Annotated in this window: 15 protein-coding genes; 4 read left to right on the forward strand and 11 right to left on the reverse strand. The window is 70.2% G+C overall.

The window, feature by feature from the left end; translation table 11 throughout:
• Nucleotides 1-119: 119 nt before the first annotated feature.
• Nucleotides 120-1,271: a non-hydrolyzing UDP-N-acetylglucosamine 2-epimerase gene (gene wecB, locus LOY02_RS00155; protein WP_317180281.1), complete on the reverse strand. Its 1,152-nt coding sequence runs from the start codon at nt 1,269-1,271 to the stop codon at nt 120-122.
• 81 nt (nt 1,272-1,352) lie between these two features.
• On the opposite strand from wecB, the gene LOY02_RS00160 reads away from it, so the two are divergent.
• Nucleotides 1,353-3,545: a glycosyltransferase family 4 protein gene (locus LOY02_RS00160; RefSeq protein WP_317180282.1), complete on the forward strand. Its 2,193-nt coding sequence runs from the start codon at nt 1,353-1,355 to the stop codon at nt 3,543-3,545.
• Here LOY02_RS00160 and LOY02_RS00165 read toward each other — a convergent pair.
• From LOY02_RS00165 to LOY02_RS00195, 7 genes are all read right to left on the reverse strand, one after another.
• Nucleotides 3,530-3,973, reverse strand: a complete 444-nt coding sequence (locus tag LOY02_RS00165) for a heat shock protein transcriptional repressor HspR (protein ID WP_317180331.1) — start codon at nt 3,971-3,973, stop codon at nt 3,530-3,532. The two genes, LOY02_RS00160 and LOY02_RS00165, sit on opposite strands and share 16 nt — an antisense overlap.
• A 66-nt stretch (nt 3,974-4,039) precedes the next feature.
• A complete protein-coding gene (locus LOY02_RS00170) occupies nt 4,040-5,035 on the reverse strand; it encodes a DnaJ C-terminal domain-containing protein (protein ID WP_317180283.1) in 996 nt (331 codons plus the stop codon).
• A 41-nt stretch (nt 5,036-5,076) separates the two neighbouring features.
• A complete protein-coding gene (locus LOY02_RS00175) occupies nt 5,077-5,829 on the reverse strand; it encodes a nucleotide exchange factor GrpE (RefSeq protein ID WP_317180284.1) in 753 nt (250 codons plus the stop codon).
• Entirely contained in the window at nt 5,826-7,739 is a 1,914-nt protein-coding gene (dnaK, locus tag LOY02_RS00180; RefSeq protein WP_317180285.1) for a molecular chaperone DnaK, read from the reverse strand. The genes LOY02_RS00175 and dnaK overlap by 4 nt, the downstream gene beginning before the upstream one ends.
• A gap of 405 nt (nt 7,740-8,144) precedes the next feature.
• The gene (locus tag LOY02_RS00185; protein WP_317180286.1) at nt 8,145-8,384 is read right to left on the reverse strand and encodes a hypothetical protein; all 240 of its coding nucleotides are present in this window, start codon (nt 8,382-8,384) and stop codon (nt 8,145-8,147) included.
• Nucleotides 8,385-8,477: 93 nt separating this feature from the next.
• Nucleotides 8,478-9,134 carry an SRPBCC family protein gene (locus LOY02_RS00190; protein ID WP_317180287.1) on the reverse strand — a complete coding sequence of 219 codons (657 nt, stop codon included), beginning with the start codon at nt 9,132-9,134 and terminating at the stop codon, nt 8,478-8,480.
• Nucleotides 9,135-9,194: 60 nt separating this feature from the next.
• Nucleotides 9,195-9,644, reverse strand: coding sequence for a MarR family winged helix-turn-helix transcriptional regulator (locus tag LOY02_RS00195; protein WP_317180288.1), 450 nt, complete (start codon nt 9,642-9,644; stop codon nt 9,195-9,197).
• Nucleotides 9,645-9,731: 87 nt separating this feature from the next.
• Here LOY02_RS00195 and LOY02_RS00200 point away from each other — a divergent pair, with 87 nt between their 5' ends.
• From LOY02_RS00200 to LOY02_RS00210, 3 genes are all read left to right on the forward strand, one after another.
• Nucleotides 9,732-10,616, forward strand: a complete 885-nt coding sequence (locus LOY02_RS00200; RefSeq protein ID WP_317180289.1) for an NmrA/HSCARG family protein — start codon at nt 9,732-9,734, stop codon at nt 10,614-10,616.
• Nucleotides 10,617-10,695: 79 nt separating this feature from the next.
• Complete coding sequence (locus LOY02_RS00205) at nt 10,696-11,094, forward strand: hypothetical protein (protein ID WP_317180290.1); 399 nt, start codon at nt 10,696-10,698, stop codon at nt 11,092-11,094.
• Between the two features lie 95 nt (nt 11,095-11,189).
• Nucleotides 11,190-13,328, forward strand: a complete 2,139-nt coding sequence (locus LOY02_RS00210; RefSeq protein WP_317180291.1) for a hypothetical protein — start codon at nt 11,190-11,192, stop codon at nt 13,326-13,328.
• Nucleotides 13,329-13,337: 9 nt separating this feature from the next.
• Here the strand turns inward: LOY02_RS00210 and LOY02_RS00215 are convergent, their stop codons facing one another.
• From LOY02_RS00215 to LOY02_RS00225, 3 genes are all read right to left on the reverse strand, one after another.
• Nucleotides 13,338-14,594: a hypothetical protein gene (locus LOY02_RS00215; protein WP_317180292.1), complete on the reverse strand. Its 1,257-nt coding sequence runs from the start codon at nt 14,592-14,594 to the stop codon at nt 13,338-13,340.
• A 4-nt stretch (nt 14,595-14,598) separates the two neighbouring features.
• Nucleotides 14,599-16,293, reverse strand: coding sequence for an alkaline phosphatase D family protein (locus LOY02_RS00220; protein WP_317180293.1), 1,695 nt, complete (start codon nt 16,291-16,293; stop codon nt 14,599-14,601).
• A 48-nt stretch (nt 16,294-16,341) separates the two neighbouring features.
• A partial coding sequence (locus tag LOY02_RS00225; RefSeq protein WP_317180294.1) for a cation:proton antiporter occupies nt 16,342-17,674 on the reverse strand: 1,333 nt, incomplete at its 5' end.

The following is a 17,674-nucleotide window of genomic DNA, read 5'->3' on the forward strand; positions in this document are numbered from 1 at the left end:
AAAAGTGCCCCTGACGCTCGCCGGGGGCCCTTTGTCGTGAGGACACCACCGTCTGCCGTATGCCGCTGAGCGCCGTCGCGCTCGCCGGCCGACGACGAGTCCTTCCGTCCTCCAGCCGCTCAACTGGCGAAGTCGGGCTCCCGATCACCAATCCCGAGCATGGCAGCGATGGCGGCCACGCAGCGCTTGGCCGCCTTGCCGTCCCCGTAGGGATTGACGGCATTGGCCATCGCCTCGTAGGCATCGCGGTCGTCGAAGAGCTCTTGAACCGAGGACCGGATCGTCTCGGCGTCGGTGCCCACCAAGCGCACCGTCCCCGCGTCGACAGCCTCGGGGCGCTCCGTGGTGTCGCGCATGACGAGGACCGGCTTGCCGAGGCTCGGCGCCTCCTCCTGGACGCCCCCGGAGTCCGTGAGCACGACGTTGGAGGCGGCGAGGACGTGAGCGAACTGGTGGTACTCGAGCGGCTCGGTGAGCGTGACGTTCTCCAGGGGGCTGAGCATCGGCTCGATGACGTCGCGGACGATGGGGTTGCGGTGCATCGGCAGCAGGACGAGGACGTCCGGGTTGGCCACCGCCAGGTCACGGATGGCGCCCATCGACTCGGTCATGCGGTCGCCCCACGACTCCCGCCGGTGCGACGTGACGAGCAGAACCTTGCGCCCGGCCTTGGCGGCATCGACGATCTGGCCGACCCGCGGGTCGCTGAAGGTGACCGGCTGCGTCGTCGTCCACTGGAGCGCGTCGATGACGGTGTTGCCCGTGACGGGGATGGTGGCCTCGTCGATGCCCTCGCGCAGCAGATTGGCCTTGGACGTCGGGGTCGGGGCGAGGTGCAGCGACGTGAGGGGCGAGGTGAGGCGGCGGTTGACCTCCTCGGGGAACGGCGAGTAGATGTCGCCGGTGCGCAGACCGGCCTCGAGGTGCACGACGGGGATCTTCTCGTAGAACGCGGAGAGCGCGGCCGCGAGCACGGTGGTCGTGTCGCCCTGGACGACGACGACGTCCGGCCGCACGTCCTGGAGCAGGTGCGACGTGGCGAGGATGGTCTTGGACGTGATCTGGGCAAGGGTCGCCCCCGGCGTCATCAGGTCGAGATCGTGGGTCGGCTCGATCCCGAAGAGCGAGTTGACCTGGTCGAGCATCTCCCGGTGCTGCCCCGTGACGGCGACGATGGCCTCGATCTGCTCGTGGCGTCGGAGCTCGCCGACGAGTGGTGCCATCTTGATGGCCTCGGGCCTCGTGCCATAGATGGTCATGACGCGGTACATCCAGATGCCTCCCTTGTGCGGCGACCCCGGACAGCGTAGCGGCATGCCTGACCGCCGCCCGCGCCGCATAGACTCGCCGCCATGTCGATGGCGGACCGGTTGCGCCGGCGGGCCCGGCGAGCGTTGGCGGCGGTTGCGCGACGCCTGCCGTCGGACCGGGGTCCCCGGGTCCTGCGGGCTGTGAGTGCCCGGGCTCGGCTTGCTGACGCGCGCCACGCGTTGCGAGGCGCCCATGACCCGGTGGGCGCCCTTGCGGCCGCCGAGCAGCTGACCGAGGTGTCGAGCGTGGCGGCGGAGGCGTGGTCGCTGGTGGCCGAGGCCCGCGAAGGACTGGGTCGAGGCCGTGAGGCCCTCGAGGCCGCACGGAGAGCGACACAGTCGTCGGACCGAGTCGACCCGCTCCTCGTCCACCACCGTCTCGCCGGGAGGTACGGCGAGCCGGACGAGATCGCCGACGTGGAACGACGGCTCGTCGCGACGGCGCCCTCGGCCGCGGACAAGCTCGACAGCGTCCTCGACGCCCTGCGGACCGGTGACGAGGCCACTGTCACGGAACTCGACCGGCGGCTCCGCGACGGGGGTGCCCAGGGCTGGGAGTCGGGCGTGGCCCGGCTCAGGGCCGAGATCTCGATCGCCCGCGCCGCTCCCGACGCGGTCGAGGACGCCGTCGCCCAGGCGATGGAGGGGTTGGCCGACCCCCTTCCCGTCGTCGTCCGGGCCCTGTCCACGCGGCGTGATTGGGAGCGGCTCGTTCGGATCGCGGCCGGGGATCCGGGGCGGGGCATGTCGGCCGCCGCACTCGAGATCCGTCGGGCCGCCGCGGTGGCACTCAAGGCCGGCCGGGCCGGCGAGGCGGCCGCGCTGGCGCGGCGTTCCCTCGAACTGACCCCGGACGACCGCTTCGCCCGCGAGACGCTGACCCGTGCCGATGACCAGGTGGCGGTGGCGACCCGCGGGTGGCAGCCGCTTGCCCAGGGCCCGGGCTCTCCTGCCCACCAGGTTCGGCCCGGTGCCGTCCTTTCCGTGCTGGCCCAGTCGCTGCCGATCCGCACGGGTGGTTATGCGACGCGCAGCCACGGGATCCTCACCGGCCTGCTCGAGCGGGGCTGGGCGGTCGAGGGGGTGACGCGGCTCGGCTTTCCCTACGACCAGTGGCCCATCGGGGAGTCGCGGACGGTCCCTCCCCACGACACCATTGACGGCATCCGCTACCACCGGGTGCTCGAGCCGGGCCGGCGCGCCTATCCCCAGAACCCGTTGGACGACTACGTTCGGCGCTACGCGAACGCTCTCGAGGGTCACGCCAGGCGCCACCATGCGGCCCTCCTGCACGCCTCGAGCTTTCACGTCAACGGCCTCGCCGCGCGCGAGGTTTCGCTGCGCCTCGGCATTCCCTACATCTACGAGATGCGAGGACTCGAGGACCTGCTCCGGGTCTCCCGCGACGAGGCCTTCCGGGGCACTGACTCCGACCGGTTCCTCCGGGAGGTGGAGCTCGCGTCGTGCGCAGGGGCCGAGCGGGTGCTCGTCATCACCGAGGCCTTGAAACGCGAGATGGTCAGCCGGGGCGTGGCCGAGGAGAAGCTGGTCGTGCTGCCCAATGGGGTGCACACCTCGCAGTTCCAGCCGCGGGGTCGCGACCGGGCGCTCGAAGCCGACCTCGGGCTGCGGGGCAAGACCGTCATCGGCTACGCGGGTTCGCTCGTCGACTACGAGGGCCTCGACCTGCTCCTCGAGGCGGTCGCGGTCCTCACGGGTTCCCGTGAGGACCTGCGCGTCGTCATCGTCGGAGACGGGGCACACGCGAATGAGGTCCGGCGGACCTCGGCTCGGCTTCGCCTCGACGACGTCGTGACGTTCACGGGGCGGGTTCCGCACGAGAAAGTCGCCCGCTACCTGTCCCTCTTCGATGTGGTGCCCTTCCCCCGGCTGCCACTTCCTGTGTGCGAGATGATCTCGCCCATCAAGCCGTTCGAGTCGATGGCGGCTGGACTGCCGCCCGTCGTGTCGTCCGTGGCGGCCTTGACCGAGATCGTCGACCACGAGCGCACGGGTCTCGTCTTCGAGAAGGGCTCGGCGTCCTCGCTCGCGCAGACGTTGGCGAGGCTCCTGGATGACCCCGAGCTTCGCCGCCGCCTCGGCCACAACGCCCGCGAGTGGGTTCGCGCCGAGCGGGACTGGTCATCGCTCGTGGGAATCGTCGACGGCGTGTATCGGGAGATCCTCGGTGGTTCGCTGCGCGCTGGCTCGGTCCTCGATCAGGCGGGACGGTGAGGGCGCCAGAGGACGAGGGCCTGGGAGGCGAAGGTCCGCTGGGGGCGCTGCCCCGGACGGACCGCGACGACGTCACCGTGCGGACCGGCGGCGAAGACCCGCTCGCCGGGGCGTGAGCGGGCGAGCGCGGCCCTCGTCGCCGCCAGCTCGGCCGACAGCTCCTCGACACGCGACTGGAGCGCCGAGACGTGATTCTCGAGGTCGAGGATGCGTTGGATCCCCGCGAGCGAGACGCCTTCCTGGGACAGGCGCTGGATCTCACGGAGCATCGACACGTCGCGCCCGCTGTAGCGGCGCCCGCCACCTCGCGTGCGCGAAGGGGAGACCAGTCCCAGCCGGTCGTACTGTCGGAGGGTCTGGGCGTGCATCCCGGCGAGCTCGGCCGCGACGGAGATGACGAAGACCGGGGTGTCGTCGTCGTGCCCCATCGGGGTTCGCTGGTGCGTCCGTGCCACCGTCACCACCTTCCTTTCGCGCTCGGTTCGCGACCCGCGTCAGAGCCTGGCCCGCTGGAAGAGGTCCGCTCGTGGGTCATGGGCGCCCTCCGCGGCCGCCATCTTCTCGATCGCCTCGCGCGCCTCGTCGGTCAGCCGCTGCGGCACGACGACCTGCACCCGGGCGAGCAGGTCACCTGCCTTGTCGCCGCGCTTGACGCCGCGGCCCCGGACGCGGAGCACGCGGCCGCTCGGCGTCCCGGCGGCGATCCTGACCTTGACCGACCCCCCGTCGAGGGTCGGCACCGGCACGGTCGCGCCGAGGGCGGCTTCGGCGAACGTCACCGGGAGGTCGACCGTGAGGTTGTCGCCGTCACGGCCGAAGACGGGGTGCTGGTCGACCGAGACGGTGAGGATCAGGTCGCCGGCCGGGGCGCCGGGGTCGCCCTTGCGTCCCTTGCCGCGCAGCTTGATCTTCTGGCCGTCCTTGACGCCTGGCGGGATCCGCGCCGTGATGCGACCGAGTTCCGGCGAGGTCAGGGTGACGGTCGAGCCCTCGACGGCCTCCCGGAAGCCGATCCGCGTCGACGCCGCGACGTCGGCCCCGGCACGCGGTCCGCCCGTCGACCCGAAGCCACCGGGATAGCCGGCGCCTGCACCGCCGGGGAAGCCCGCCCCGCCGCCGAACATCTGGCCGAGGATGTCCTCGATGTTGGGCTGGGCGCCGCCGGTGGTGAACCGCACCCGCTCCCCACCTCCGCCGAAGTTCGCGAAGATGTCCTCGAAGCCGCCACCTCCGGGGGCGAAGCGAGCGCCGCCGTGGGACATGGCCCGGATCGCGTCGTACTCCTTGCGCTGCTCAGGGTCGGACAGGACGGCATACGCCTCACCGATCTCCTTGAAGCGCTCCTCGGCCTTGGCATCCCCGACGTTGTGGTCGGGGTGCAGGTCGCGGGCGAGCTTGCGGTAGGCCTTCTTGATCGTCGCGGCGTCTGCGTCCTGGGGCACGCCGAGGATCGCGTAGAAGTCCTTCTCGAACCAGTCCTGACTAGCCATGGCGCACCTCCGTCTCTCTCATCCTGCCCGTCACGTGAGCGTCAGGACGGGTCCGCCACGGACACGCGGGCGGCCCGGACGAGCCGGTCACCGATCCGGTAGCCGGGTTGGATGACCTGCACGACGGTCGTCGCGGTCGCGCTCTCGGGAAGCTCGGCCTCGACGTGCATGAGGGCCTCGTGGATGTTCGGGTCGAACTCCTCGCCCGCGGCACCGAGCCGCTCGACGCCGAACTTGCCGAGGGTCGCCTCGAGCTTGTCCGCAATCGCCGCGAAGGGACCGTCGTCGAGGGCCCCCGCCTCGCGGGCCGAGTGGATGTCGTCGAGCACCGGCAGGAGCGACTCGACGACGCCGCCCACGGCCGAGTGCCGGATGACCTCGCGGTCCCGGTCGACGCGCTTCTTGTAGTTGACGTATTCGGCCTGCAGCCGCTGGAGGTCGGCGAGCAGCGTGGCAGCCATCGTCTCCTCCTCTGCGAGGGCATCGCCCTCCGACTCGCCCTCCGACTCGCCCTCCGACTCGCCCCCCGACGCGCCCATCGATTGAGCGCGCGCGTTGCCTGCGGACTGCCCGGTCGGTTCCTCGTCCGGCTCCGGTGCGTGGTCGTACTCGTCCTCGCCGCCGGGCTCGGCCGACGCGCCCGCTCCGCCCTCGACGTACGTGTGCTTGGGTGCCCCGCCCCGGGGCGGGGTGCCGGCGGCGTCGCCGCCGGCACCCTTCGCACCCTGACCGGCGTCGGCCCGCGCGGGGCCGCCGCCCTCGGGGGTCACACCCTCGGGGTTGGTCGTGGTCACTTCGCGTCCTTCACGTCCTCGGCGGTGTCGTCGTCGATGACCTCCGCGTCGACGACGTCGTCCTCAGGCGCACCCGATGCCGAGGCACCCGGGCCGGCCGAGTCCCCGTCGGCACCAGCGGAACCGGCGCTCGCAGCGGAAGCCGACTCAGCGGCATACACCGCCTGGCCCATGGCCTGGGACTTCTCATTGAGCGCGTCGATCTTGGCCTCGATGTCGTCGACGCTCGCCTCGGAGCCCTCGGCGATGGCGGCCTTGAGGTCGGCGAGGGCCTCCTCGACCGGCGTCTTGACGTCGGCCGGGACCTTCTCGCCGGACTCCTTGAGGAAGGTCTCGGTCGAGAAGACGAGCTGCTCGGCCCGGTTGTGCACCTCGGCCTGCTCGCGACGCTTCCGGTCCTCCTCGGCGTGTGCCTCGGCGTCCTTGACCATGCGGTCGATCTCCTCCTTGGACAGCGCCGAGCCACCGGTGATCGTCATCTTCTGCTCCTTGCCGGTGCCCTGGTCCTTGGCGGAGACGTTGACGATGCCGTTGGCGTCGATGTCGAAGGTGACCTCGATCTTCGGCACACCGCGAGGAGCCGGCGCGATGCCGGTCAGCTCGAAGGTGCCGAGCGACTTGTTGTGCTGGGCGATCTCGCGCTCACCCTGGAAGACCTGGATGAGGACGGAAGGCTGGTTGTCGTCGGCCGTCGTGAAGATCTCCGAGCGCTTGGTCGGGATGGCCGTGTTGCGCTCGATGAGCTTGGTGAACAGGCCACCCTTGGTCTCGATGCCGAGCGAGAGCGGAGTGACATCGATGAGCAGGACGTCCTTGCGCTCGCCCTTGAGGACGCCTGCCTGCAGGGACGCGCCGACCGCCACGACCTCGTCGGGGTTGACGCCCTTGTTGGGCTCCTGGTCCGCGAGCTCCTTGACGAGGTTGGTCACGGCGGGCATGCGGGTCGAGCCACCGACGAGGACGACGTGGTCGATGTCGGACACCTTGATGCCGGCGTCCTCGATGACGCGGTGGAAGGGGGCCTTCGTCCGCTCGAGGAGGTGCTTGGTCATCTGCTCGAACTGGGCCCGGGTGAGGCTCTCGTCGAGGTGGATCGGGCCCTCGGGCGTCATCGAGATGTACTGCGCCGAGATGTTCGTCGACGTGGCCGTCGAGAGCTCCTTCTTGGCGCGCTCGGCCTCGTCGCGGAGACGCTGCATCGCGATCTTGTCCTTCGAGAGGTCCTGACCCGTCTTGTTCTTCACCTGCGTGATGAGGTGCTGGACGATGACCTCGTCCCAGTCGTCACCACCGAGGTGGTTGTCGCCGTTGGTGGCGCGGACCTGGATCGTCGCGAAGCCGTCCTCGGCGTCCTTGCCGACCTCGAGGAGGGACACGTCGAAGGTGCCGCCACCGAGGTCGAAGACGAGGATGAGCTCGTCCTCCTTGCCCTTGTCGAGGCCGTAGGCGAGGGCCGCCGCGGTGGGCTCGTTGACGATGCGCAGGACGTTGAGGCCGGCGATCTCACCGGCCTCCTTGGTGGCCTGGCGCTGGTGGTCCTCGAAGTACGCGGGGACGGTGATGACGGCGTCCGTCACCGTCTCGCCGAGATAGGACTCGGCGTCGCGCTTGAGCTTCTGGAGGATGCGCGCGCTGATCTCCTGCGCCGTGTAGCTCTTGCCGTCGATCTCGGGCGACGTCCAGTCGGTGCCCATGTGACGCTTGACCGACCGGATCGTCCGGTCGACGTTGGTGACGGCCTGACGCTTGGCGACCTCGCCGACGAGCACCTCGCCGCTCTTGCTGAACGCGACGACCGACGGTGTGGTGCGGCCGCCCTCAGCGTTCGCGATGATGGTCGGCTCGCCGCCCTCGAGGACGGCGACGGCCGAGTTGGTGGTACCGAGGTCGATTCCGACCGCACGTGCCATGAGTGATCTCCTTGGGTTTCCAGTCGTGGCCGTATGCTGCTGGGCTCGCTCCCAGGGGAAGGCTCAGTCGCGCTCGGGCCGGGTTGGTCGTTCTTCCCGCTCAATCTGCGGGTCGCGGCATGCTCTTGTCAAAACCGCGCTCGCAAATCTTGCGTCTACTGGACTCAACTTTACCCCGCTCCGGTTTGTTCCAGGATCCGCGCACCGGCTGGCACCTGCGTCGTCGCCCCTGTCGGGCGGAATCATCACCTATCGGGCCCTGGCGCGAAAGGCGGCGGGATCCCGGTGCACGGGGCACCACATATCGGACGCCGGCCCGAAAGACGGCGGTCGACCAGCGGGCGGCACCACGAAAGGACGTGCCCCCGGCCTCGCGGCTCGGGGGCACGTCCACGTGTCGGGTGCTCAGGAGCTGCCCAGACGCTGGCGGAGCAGGGTCTTGCCCAGCTCGGCGCCCTTGCGGCTGTCAGCCTGCGCCTTCGCGAACAGCTCGGCAACCTCGGTGTCGCCGTCGCGTTGCGCGTCTGCCTGGTACTGCTCCATCCGCAGGGCATTGTCGAGGCAGCTCTGCACGAACCAGATCAGGTTGTAGTCCTTGTCCCTGGTCCCGGTGATGGTGCCGGTCTCGGAAAATGTCGTCGACATGGCGATCTCCTTCCGGTTGGACGTCTCGGACGCTCGACCGATACCCCTGTGCAGACCTCCGAAACGGCTCCCGCGCCGCTTCCGCGCTCCGGTTCAGCCGCGCCGGGACACGCGAGTCGCGCGGTCCCGAATGCCCCGCAGCTGCTTGATGCCCATCACGGCGCTGACGACGGCGAGGGGTTCGACGATCGCGATGGCGGCCGGGCTCCGGATGGCGTAGCGCTCCCGGACGATGAGCCGAGTCCGGCGGCCTGGGTGCCTGCGGAGGACGAAGGCCCAGGTGTAGTCGAACGGGAACCGGTCCACCCCCCCGTGCCGCTCCACGGGCCTCGGTCGGAGCACGAGATGCGCGCCGGGCTCGACCGCAACGACCGTGAGTGCGGTATCGGGGTGCAACCGCACGTGGTCCCCGACGCCGACGTCCTGCCACTCCGGCACGAGGTGGTCGACACTGTGGATCTCGCACCCGACGAGGTTCTCCAGCCAGTCGTAGCTGTAGAGGCCGCCTCGCCCCTGGCCGAGCTGGGCGATCCACGGCCACACCTCATCGGGCGGTGCACCGATGGTGATGCCCCGGGTGGCGACGCGCCGGGCGTCCGGCAGCAGGTCGTCACCCGGCAGCGGCTCCTGGAGCTCGGGGTAGGTGGCACCCCAGTGGAGCAGGGAGTAGCGGGCTGTCCAGAGCCCCCAGCCTGCCGTGGCGAGGGCGAGCGCGCCCCCGATCCTGCGGGAGATGCGGTTGCGGGACATCCTTGGGCTCCTCCTTCCACTCGTCGCCCCCAGCGTCTCACCTTCTGCGGGGTCGGCACCTCAGGGCGAGAGGTCGAGCCGCCGCAGGAGCTTGCCGAGGACCCGCCGCAGGTCAGCCAGCTCGGAGGCCGAGAGCCGATCGCCGAGCAGCTCGTCCCGGGTGGCACGGACGGTTCCGAAGCCGCGCCTGGCCGCGCCCGCCCCCTCGGGGGTGAGCACGGCGAAGGTGAGTCGCCGGTTGTCGGGTGCGATCTCCCGGGTGACCCAGCCGCGGCGGACCAGGCGGTCGACCAGCCGCGTCGTGCCACTGGGGGACAGGAGCACACGTGCGGCGAGCTCGGACATCGTCATGCGCCGGTCGACGGCGTTGGCGAGATACCACAGCACGTCGTAGTCGGCTGCGGTCAGGCCGGCGGCCTCCTCGAGCCGAGCGCTGAGCGCCGTGCGCAACAGGGACGCCGCCTGCTGGAGCTCCAGCCAGGCCAACGTGACCTCAGGTCTGTCTTGCACGCTCCGACCGTATCAAGGGAATTGCCCAAGCAATTGTTGCGTTAGCAACATTTGCAATCACAACCGACCTCCACGAAGGACACTTCCATGAACCGTTCAGTTCTCGTCACCGGCGCCACCGGGGCACAGGGAGGGGCAGTCGCCCGCGAGCTCCTGTCCCGCGGACACTCCGTCCGCGCACTCACCCGTCGGCCGGACTCCCCCGCCGCCAGAGCACTCCGCGACCTCGGCGCCGAGGTCGTCGTCGGCGACTTCGACCAGCCCGCCTCGATCCGCGAGGCAGCGCACGGCCTCGACGCCGCCTTCGCGATCGGCACCCCCTTCGAGGTCGACTCCGAGACCGAGGCGCGCCAGGTCATCTCGCTCCTCGACGCGCTCCGTGACGCCGGGATCGGCCACATCGTCTACTCGTCGGTCGCCAGCGCCCTCGACGGGACCGGGATCCCGCACTTCGAGAGCAAGGCTCGCGCGGAGAAGTACCTCGGCGGGCTGGGCGTCCCGCACACCATCGTGGCCCCGGTGGCCTTCCTCGAGAACGTCGACATGCCCTGGATCGCTCCCGAGCTCCAGCAGGGCCGCTATCCCTTCGGCGTGCCCATCGACCTGCCGGTCCAGCAGGTCGCCCTCGCGGATCTGGCGTCCTTCGTGGCGCTTGCCGTGGAGCAGCCCGAGCGCCTCGTCGGCAAGCGGGTCGAGCTCGCTTCGGTGGAGACGACCGGAAGGCAGATCGTCGAGCAGCTCTCGCAGACCTTGGGCCGGCCGGTCGAGTACGTCGAGCTGAGCGTCGCGATGTTCCGGGACTCCGGCAACGAGGACATGGCGCGCATGCTGGAGTTCTTCCGCGCCGGCGGATACTCGGTCGACGTGGAAGGGCTGCGCGCCGCCTACCCCGAGGTGCGGTGGCACAGTCTGCGCGGCTGGGCCGAGGAACACGACTGGTCAGCGGCCCTGGGGGAAGCCGTCAGTTCCTGAAGGCCCCATCCCGATAGGCCCGGGTCGGACGGTGCGGCCGGCGACCCGGGCAGGCCCCTCGGCCTGCGAGACTGGAGGCATGGAGCTGGAGGACTTCCCGGACGTCCCACGATTCAACCGGGGCGACCGCGTGATGCTCGACTTGTCGCCACTCCTCGAGCCACTGGGCGAGGATGCAGCACAGCGCGACCGCGACGCCCAGACTCGCATGGCGGCCGTGCACGGCAGTTTGGGCACCGTCGTGCGGGGCGACGACACCCGCAATGCCATCGAGCGCCTCATCCACCGAGTCACCGGCCGCCCGGCCGCCACCGTCCGGGTGGACTGGGACGGCACCGATGACGAGCCGGTGGGTCGGCGGCGACGTCGGCAGCGGCCGTACCTCACCCAGGTCGTCTTCCGCTCGCAGCTGCGACACGCCGACGTGACGCGGCCCGCCTCGAACCCGCCCCCCGAGCAGGCGCCCGAGGTGGGCTGAGCGAGGCTCTGACGATCCGAGGTGGCCGGGACTGCCGCGCGTGCGGCCCTGCGGATAGGGTCTGCCGAGACCTTGAGGGACGCGGAAGGAACCGCATGTACACCAAGCCGGAGTTCGCGGCACTCGACGGGCGAGCCGTCCACCGGGCCACCTGGCTGTTCGTGGCTGGACGGGCCGAGGCCATCGAGACCGTCGCTCCGTGGGTGACCAAGCTGGCGACAGCGGGCCACCGCGTTCGATTCGCCTACCTCGAGGGCCAGGCGTCCGGCGTGGACTCGCCCGTGCGCCGTCGACGCGCCACCCTCTCGCGCGATGTCCCGCGCCGCGCCCGGCGCGCCGCCGGTGCCCTGGAAGCCCTTCTTCCCGACGGTCTGCGGATGCAGCTCGTCTCGCGTCGCGACAGCTGGTTCGTCGCCGCGGTCAGCGGAGCCGAGCGAGTACTCCTCCTCGACGAGGTGGCGAAGGGCGCCCAGCGATCACTACGGGCGCACAACCCCTCGGCGCGCCTGTGGGGCCCGAGCGAGGTGGCCGCCGTGCTCGAGGAGGAGCGCTGGTGGCGTTATCTGGACCATCGCCTGCACCAGATGTCGACGAATCTGCTCAGACCCTTGAGGACGAACGGCCTCATGGAGGCCGTCCGCTGGCTCGGCCACCGCGAGCCATGGCTCCTTCCGCCCCCCAGCGACCTGCACAGGCACGCCCGCAGCGCGATGCACCGCCTGACCCTCCGAGGTCGACTCGACGATGCGCGCGAGATCCTGGAGCTGTGCCGACGAGCCGAGCGTGATGTCCCGGTCGGTGACGAGGAGGCCACCTTCCGGGCAGTGGAGATGCACCTGCGACTCCACGACGAGCTCGTCGAGCCTGGAGAGCTCGACGAGCTCCTGACGACTGTCTTCTCCTCGGCCGACGCTGCGCTCGAGGCGCGGGCGATGCGAGACTGCGCGGGCCGAGCCTCCATCGCGATCGACCTCATGTTCCACCCCCGTCTTCACACGGACGTGCCCAGCACTCCCTTGGTCGAGTCCCCTCAGCGTTTCACGGCGCCGCTGCGCCAGTCCCGCGTCGGTGAGCTGCTCACCTCCCCGACCGGCAGCAATGTCGCCGTCCACGACACACCGCCGCCCGTGGGTGAGGGCCGTGCCGTCAAGGTGACGTACCTACCAGGTTCGTATCCGTGGCATGCGTCTCGGGTGATCTCCGCACTCGATGCCGATCCCAGGGTCGACCTGTCCGTGCTCCAGCTCAAGGAGCCGGCCTTCCAGGCCATGGCGCTCGGGGAGTTCTTCGTCTCCTACCGGCTCCGGCGTGCCGTCGGCGGGGACCTCCGGGAGCCGGCAAGTCCCGAGGAGCTCGCCGAGCTGGCACGCGCCGACGTTGTCGTCGCCGACTGGGCCGACAAGGGCGCCCTCTGGGCGTCAGTCAATCTCCCCCCTGGGGCACGGCTGGTGCTCCGGGTCCACAGCGCTGACGTCCTCAGCGCGGGCATCCATCTGGTCGACTGGTCTCGCGTCGACGATCTCATCTGCGTCAGCGAACACCTGAGGCAGATCGTCCTCGCGCTGCTCGGCGACCGGGCCCAGCACCTGAACGTCCACGTGGTCCCGAACCTGCTGGCGCCCTTCCCGGCAGAGGACTCGAACGCCACGCCGTCAAGGGCAGCCGTCGCGGTCGGCGGACGCACCCTCGCCATGGTCGGATGGGCGCAGAAGGTCAAGGACCCGATCATGGCCCTCGACATCCTCGCCAGCCTGCTCGAACGTGAGCCCGGGTGGCGTCTGCGTCTCATCGGGTCGGACTTCGGGCCCAGCTCCAGTGCGTTGGTCAACGACTACATCAGGGCATTCCGTCGCCGGTCCGTTGAACCCGACCTGCTCGACGCGATCGACTACGTGGGTCAGACGAGCGATGTTCCCGGTGCACTGGCCGGCAGCGCGTTCATCCTGAGCACCAGTCTTCGCGAGTCGTTCCACATCGGCGCGATGGAGGGGATCGTCGCCGGCGCGGTCCCGGTCGTCCGTGAGTGGCCGGCCTTCGCCCGGTACCAGGGCGCCTCGGGTCTCTTCCCGAAGTCGGCCATCTTCGAGACAGTCGACGACGCTGTCGACATCATCTGGTCGCTGCGCGACCCCGACGCCCGCCACTCCGCACTGCTCAGCACCCAGGGGTCGATGCGCTCCGTCCTCGACGGACGCAACGCCACCAGACAGATCCTCGACGTCATCCTGCGCTGACGGTCGACGTCATCCTGCCCTGACGGCCACGGGATCGACGGCCGGAAGCCCCTGCCGGGCAAGCCGGGCGAGCGCTTGCGCAGCGGCCGAGGTGTGGCCTGCAGGCGTCCTGAGGACCAGCGCGGGATCCTCGCTCTGGCCAAGCGGGCTCGTCCGATCCTCCATGAGCCACACCGCCCGGCCGCTGCCCTTGTAGTCACTCCACTTCGAGACGAGGAACGGATTGCGCTCGGCGGTGGCCGGCAGTGCCGCGTCCACGGCCAGGAGCAGGTCGAACTGGGTGGTCAAGGCAAGGAAGTCGAAGTAGGGCACGTAGGGGCCCACCCGCACCGAATCAGCGACTCCCTTGTCTTCGACGATGTCCACGATCTCCTCCGGATTGGACGTGAAGATGTGCACCATGAGGCGCGCACGGTCCTGCAGGGGAAGGACGGCGAGACCGTCGAGCAGCGGGCTGAGGCTTCGGGTGCCGTAGACGTTCCCGAAGTAGCCGATGTTGATGCGCTCAGGGTCGATCGCGATCCGCGCATCGCTCAGGTGGTAGAAGGCCGGGGGCAGTGTCGGGTGTGGCGAAATGTGTGCCCGCTGCCTCACCCGCTCCGCGAGCGCAGGATCCTCGATGAGCCCGATCATGTAGTCCGCTTGGTTCTGGTTGGTGAAGTGGATCTCGTCCCCGAGGCTGTAGCCGAGGTACTCGACCCACACGTAGGCGTTGTCGGTGTCTGGAGGCATGAATCCCGCGCCGGACACCGCACGGCGGACCTGGTCGAATAGCTCGCCGGGCGCAGCCGGCGAGTACCGCTCGGCGCCGGTGACGTCCCGGGAGCAGGGGTCGGAGAACTCCACCTCCCAGTGCAGGTCCGGGTGATCCAGTTTGATCAACCCCGCGAGCACATGCGATGCGACGAAGTGGGCCCTCGAGTAGAGGCTCGTCCAGGGCAAGGCCGGTCCGGTGACCAGCTCACCCTGTGCTGCCGACTCCGCGATCCACGTCTCGACCTGTGCGCGTCCCTCCTCACACCACTCCTCGATGGACTGCCACCCGGAGAATCGCGCGGTCGTCTCGAGGATGCTGCGACGAGCCACGAGATCACCGGCAATGTCCTCCAGGTGTTCGTCGACGGACCGCATCTCGTCCATGGCGTTCTGGATGACATCAACCCGCTCGCCACGCTCGAAGACGCGCTTGGCGGCCACGGTCGCCGACGTGTCTGAGTACGGCGGGAAGGCGTAGGCGATCACCAATCGGCGTGCTGGGTCGGTCACGCCGTCACGATACCGGCTGCTCAGCGCCCTGCAGGTGGACCGTGGCGACCGTCGCGAGGACCGGGTCGTCCTCGCCGGCCGGCACCTCGCCTCTCCGCCACGTCAGCTCGAGGTCGGCACCGGCCACCCGCAGCTCCCCGATGCAGTTGTCGAACCATGGCCCGTCGGTGACCGTCCATGGGTAGGTGGGGTCGGGGACACGTCGGGAGCGACTCGCGATCCAGCGCATCGGACGCACGAGGCTCTTGGCAGAGGCCGACATGAGGATGCGCAGCCCCCGCGGCATGGGGTTCCGGATCGGCGAGCACACCGCCTGGACGATGAGGGAGCGCGCACCGTGGCGCCGGGCGGCGTCCTCGACCCGGGCGACGTAGGAGTTGTGCACGTCGCCGGAGAGGAACGTGACCGTCGCGGGTGCGCGGCCCCGCTCGCCCCGTGCCACCGCCATGACGAGCTCGAAGACCTCGTCGAAGCCCTCGTTGAAGGCAGCCCAGTGCTCGAGGTCGACCTTCTGTCGAAGGCGCTCCGCCACCCGCGAGACGGGTCGGGACAGCATCTCTGACGAGAAGGCACCGGTGGCGAGGACCTCGTCGATGGCCTCGAGGTCGTGCAGGCCGGGCGGGAGGAGAAACGGCAGGGACGTGCCGATGAGCAGGTGGTCGACGTCCCCCCTGAGCTGGTCGTCGAGCCAGGCCAGCTCGGCGGGATCGAGCATCGAGCGTCGACTCGGCTCGAGGACCCGGGCGGCTCGCGAGTCGACGACCACCAGTCTGCTGTCCCCGAAGTCCCGGGCATAGCTCCAGCGGTAGGCCTCGGGGTGCCGGTCCGATCGGCGGGCAAGGTCACGGACCACGTCCGTGAGGTCGAGCTCGTCGCCCCCGGGCGTCCGCTCGTGGGCGAGCACCATGGCGTAGACCTCGTCCTGGCGCAGCTCGTCCGGGGAGAGGTTGCCGAGGTGCTGGTAGACCCAGTACGACGCGAGCCCTCCCATGAGGCGCTCATGCCACCACGACGTCCGGTTCATCTCCTCGTGCCAGGTCCACGAGGTGTTCCAGTCGTCGCGGATGTCGTGGTCGTCGAAGATCATGCACGACGGCACCGTGGACAGCAGCCAGCGGTTCGCGGGATCGGTCCAGGCGAGCCAGTAGAGATGGGTGTACTCCTCATAGTCCTTGATCTCCTCGCCCGGCGGCTCGCCGAGGCTGCGGCGGGCCATGATGTACTCACGCATCGCCTCGGAGGTCAGGTCCGCATACACCTGGTCGCCGAGGAAGGCCAGGAGATCGGGTGTTTCGGCGACTCCGTCGGCCACGGCGAGGGCCAGGGCACGCAGGGCGTCCACGCCGTTCGTCGCGTTGCCCTCGCGGTCGTGCGGCACGGAGGTGCGACAGGAGCCGTAGGCGAGCCGGGTCGGCTGCGACCTGTCGATCGTCCGGATCCGCGGCGGTGGATAGGGACTCTCGGGTGGCGGCCACACGGCCCGTCCGTCGAGGGACAGGGTGTAGTCCTGCGATGAGGCCGGGTCCAGTCCCTCCACGATGACGAGGGCGTAGTGGTGGCCGCCGACGGCGAACGTCGGCGCGTGCCAGCTGCGCTCGCCGCACGCCACGCTGACCGTCGCACTCCGGTCCGTCTCGGCCCACACCGTCGCGCTCGTCTCGTCGCAGTAGCGCAGCATCGGCCCGAGCACCAGACTCATCGCAGCCCCGTGGCAGGTGTCATGAGTCAGGCATACCCGCATTCGGCCTCAGGTGGGGCGGGTTCGAGCCGCCGACTGCCCCCGCTTGGCCTCGAGGTGGCGCATCACCGGGGTCGCGAGTGCCCCGTGGACGAAGACCGACAGGGCGATGGCCACCGCGGTGACGGCCCAGAGCCAGCGCTCCTCGGGGAACGCGTACAGGCCCGCACCATAGGCGAGGTAGTAGAGCGAGCCGACGCCCCGCACCCCGAAGAACGCCGTGGCCAGGCCCTCAGCCCTCGTCATCCCGCCGGGCTCGCGATTCCTGCGCCTCCAGAGCCCGAGGCTCACCACGCCGGCGAGGGGACGCACCGCGACGACGAGGGCGACGGCGAGCAGGGCCCCCCGCCAGTCGAGAGGGGCGAGCAGCCCGTTCGTCATGGCCATGCCGAGCAGGAGGAGCACGAGCAGCACGAGGAGACGCTCAAAACTCTGCACGACCTCGTGCATCGTGCGGTGGTACTCGTGCGCCCGCTCCGCGCCTCGCAGCGTCATTCCGCATGCGAAGACGGCCAGGAAGCCGTAGCCGCCGACGAGCTCGCTCAGCCCGTACGTCGTGACGAGGGCGGCGAGGACGAGGAGGGGCTCGCCCTGCTCGGCGAGCCGGAGGGTGCGTCTCGGGGCACGGAACGCCACTCGTGCCAGGGCCGTGCCGACGACGACCCCGACGCCCACCCCGAGGACGACCTTCCCGACGAGCTCCCACGCAACCCATCGAGGGAGCCACTCGGAGGGCGGTCCCTCGACCGCCAGGAAGATCGCGGCATAGACGAAGGGGAAGGCGAGACCGTCGTTGAGGCCCGCCTCGGACGTCAGCGCGAAGCGGACCTCGTCCTGCTCGTCGATCTCCTCGACGGTCTCGGGGTCCGTGGCGTCGGCGTCCTCCGCGAGCACCTGGGGCCCGGCGACCTGGACGTCGCCGGCGAGGACCGGGTCGGTGGGCGCCAGCGCCGCCCCGAGGAGGAGCGCCGCCGCGGGCGCGAGGCCGAGCCCCCAGCCGAGCAGCGCCACGCCGGCGATCGTCAGCGGCATCGCGAAGGCGAGGAGGCGCCACGTCGCCGACCAGGCCGACCACGACGACCGGTCGCGGAGGGAGAGGGGCCGGTCCAGTGCGAGGCCCACTCCCATGAGGGCGACGAGCACCGTGATCTCCGTGACCCGCTGGACGACCGGCCGCACGTCGATCGGGTCGAGGGTGAGCCCGTCAGGCAGCGGGGCCAGACCGATCACCATCCCCAGGGCGAGCAGGACCATCGGGGCGGACACCGCGTACCTGGTGAGCGCCGAGGGCAGCACGGCGGCCACGATGAGGGAGATCCCCGCGACGAGATAGACCGCGTTG

The organism is Intrasporangium sp., from assembly GCF_032907665.1.
Classification (GTDB): Bacteria; Actinomycetota; Actinomycetes; order Actinomycetales; family Dermatophilaceae; genus Intrasporangium.

What these genes read in the sequence shown, in the direction of transcription:
- dnaK (WP_317180285.1), bottom strand. Translation starts at nt 7,739, where the DNA reads ATGGCACGTGCGGTCGGAATCGACCTCGGTACCACCAACTCGGCCGTC.
- LOY02_RS00190 (WP_317180287.1), bottom strand. Translation starts at nt 9,134, where the DNA reads ATGTCCCGCAACCGCATCTCCCGCAGGATCGGGGGCGCGCTCGCCCTC.
- LOY02_RS00185 (WP_317180286.1), bottom strand. Translation starts at nt 8,384, where the DNA reads ATGTCGACGACATTTTCCGAGACCGGCACCATCACCGGGACCAGGGAC.
- LOY02_RS00165 (WP_317180331.1), bottom strand. Translation starts at nt 3,973, where the DNA reads ATGGGGCACGACGACGACACCCCGGTCTTCGTCATCTCCGTCGCGGCC.
- LOY02_RS00160 (WP_317180282.1), top strand. Translation starts at nt 1,353, where the DNA reads ATGTCGATGGCGGACCGGTTGCGCCGGCGGGCCCGGCGAGCGTTGGCG.
- LOY02_RS00220 (WP_317180293.1), bottom strand. Translation starts at nt 16,293, where the DNA reads ATGAGTCTGGTGCTCGGGCCGATGCTGCGCTACTGCGACGAGACGAGC.
- LOY02_RS00200 (WP_317180289.1), top strand. Translation starts at nt 9,732, where the DNA reads ATGAACCGTTCAGTTCTCGTCACCGGCGCCACCGGGGCACAGGGAGGG.
- LOY02_RS00205 (WP_317180290.1), top strand. Translation starts at nt 10,696, where the DNA reads ATGGAGCTGGAGGACTTCCCGGACGTCCCACGATTCAACCGGGGCGAC.
- LOY02_RS00210 (WP_317180291.1), top strand. Translation starts at nt 11,190, where the DNA reads ATGTACACCAAGCCGGAGTTCGCGGCACTCGACGGGCGAGCCGTCCAC.
- LOY02_RS00170 (WP_317180283.1), bottom strand. Translation starts at nt 5,035, where the DNA reads ATGGCTAGTCAGGACTGGTTCGAGAAGGACTTCTACGCGATCCTCGGC.
- wecB (WP_317180281.1), bottom strand. Translation starts at nt 1,271, where the DNA reads ATGTACCGCGTCATGACCATCTATGGCACGAGGCCCGAGGCCATCAAG.